Source organism: Sebaldella sp. S0638 (assembly GCF_024158605.1).
Lineage (GTDB): Bacteria > Fusobacteriota > Fusobacteriia > Fusobacteriales > Leptotrichiaceae > Sebaldella.
Window position 1 is genome coordinate 1 of the sequence record NZ_JAMZGM010000225.1, and the last position, 2,123, is coordinate 2,123.

Consider the following 2,123-nt stretch of genomic DNA (forward strand, 5'->3'; position numbering starts at 1 on the left):
CCTGTACTTGAATTTGTTCCTTTGAAATCCAGTCCTTCTGCCTGTAATTGTATTTCAGCTTTATCAAGCTGGGCTTTTATGATATCGTACGCATCTTTAAAACTTCCTGCTCCTTCTAATGCTTTTGTGTAATCATCATTTAGGAAATACTTTTCAGCAAGACTTTTGAAAGTTTCTGATTCATAAAAGGCTTCAATAAGTCCGTCTTTTACACTGCTATAAATACTATCTCCTAAACTCATTGAAAACTGACTGAATGAATTTGTATCTAATGCATCCCTCATCGCTTTCTCAAGAGCATTTTTTATATCTGATGCTTTATCTTCAACAGCTGAGTCAGGAAACATTGCATTTATTACATCATCACTTAATCCGGCTCCTTTAGCCTGTGATTTCAATATATTCAGAACTTCATTCATATCATTTTTTATGTTCTCAGTACTTTTCAGCATTGTAAATTCATTCCAGAAGTTTAGGTTTTCATTTACAAAACTGCCAATATCTGTTCTTCCCGATAATCTAAAATCAGCTAATTTATCTGAGATATTTGAAAATTTATTATTGAAATTTTCTTCTAAGCCTTGGAAGTTTATGTCATAAAATACTTTTGATATATTTGTTCTAAGCTTAGTAAAATAGCTTTCCATTCCGGTAGCAATGGACATTATGGTTTCGTCACCTTCTATTATTTTCCCATAAAAGGCAGACTTTACATCATTAAAGGCACTTATTATGGTTTGCCCTTCCTGAATTAATGCATTTACCTGATTTAGGATTTCTTCCCTGTAGTTTTCCGGGTCTTTACCCATTCCTTTATAGATATTTTCAAGCTGTTTCTGGTATTCATTCCTTAACTCAAATACGTCTAATACTTCTACACCATCAAAACTCTCTAGTATTCCATTTTTGGGAAGATTAGCTGAATGTCTTTCCATAGTTTTTATGTCATCAATAAATCTTAGGAACTGTCCTTTTACCTGTTCTATATTGCTGTTATCAAGGCTGTTTTTCCCTAACTTCTTTTTAAGCATATTCATATCAAAGTTTTTTAAATATGAATCGTAGAACTGCTCAAGGCTTTTTGAATCTCTTGCTGTATATTTCCACGCATCTCCAAAATACTCATCAAATGACTGATTCAGTGTTGAATATGAATCTTTTGTTTTTGAACCTAATAATCTTCTTTTCTTACTTGAGCTGTGACCTGTCGCTGTTATGTTCTCATCAAACAGCTCTCCTGTTTTGTTTATCAGGTTATCGTAGTAATTTTTTTGTTTTGCTATGTTTTTATCTGAAGTATCATTTGCAATATTCTGAATAAGTTTAGTATTTAAATCTACTATAGAGCCAGTCAGGTCATTTATACTTTTTATGAGGTCCGTATTTTCCTTAAATTGTTTCTCATACCATTCTTCTGCTTTTTTTCTTTCCTCTTCATTTTTAGCTTTTTGCTTTTTACTGCTTCCAAAGCCTAATAAGTCTCCTGCACTTCTGAACAGTCCTACTCCTGTACTTACAAGACCTGTTACCATTCCTATGCCTGAGGTTACATTTGAAAGAAAGCCTCCTACTCCTCCAAGTATTCCACCTAGTTTTGAATTACTTGTTAAACTTGTATTTTTAAGGCTTTCCGCCAAAGCTGATAAGCTCTCTACTGTTGTGGCAAGATTCTTTAGGAAATCATCTTTTAGTACTTCTCCTGCTGTACTTAAATGCCCTGCCAGTTCATCTAATTGACTTTTCACTGTATCAAACAGTGTGAGGTTTGCTATGCTTCTCACTGCTGCATCCGAACTTGTGGCTAGTTCCTTAAGGCTTTCAATAAATCTTTTCTGATATTCTTCCTGGTCCTTTAGATAATCTCCACTTGGTTTAAAATCTGCCATTACTTCCCTGAATGCATTTCCAAAAGCTTCATTGTATTTATCCCTGTATATTCCGCCTATATCTGTTCCAGCTACTGCTTTATCAAAAAGGTCTTTTACTCCGGATATCAGACTTTCCTGTATACTTTGTGGATTTACATTTAAAAACAGATCTTCTATTCCTTTTTCAAATTCATATACTTGTGAGCTTTGTCTTGCTATTTCTCTTTGTTCTCTTTCATTCTTCAATGCTTCAAC

Annotated in this window: 1 pseudogene; it reads right to left on the reverse strand. The window is 33.8% G+C overall.

Features of this window, described 5'->3' with window-relative positions:
* Nucleotides 1-2,123 (reverse strand): annotated as a pseudogene (locus NK213_RS19770) (hypothetical protein); the annotation flags it as partial.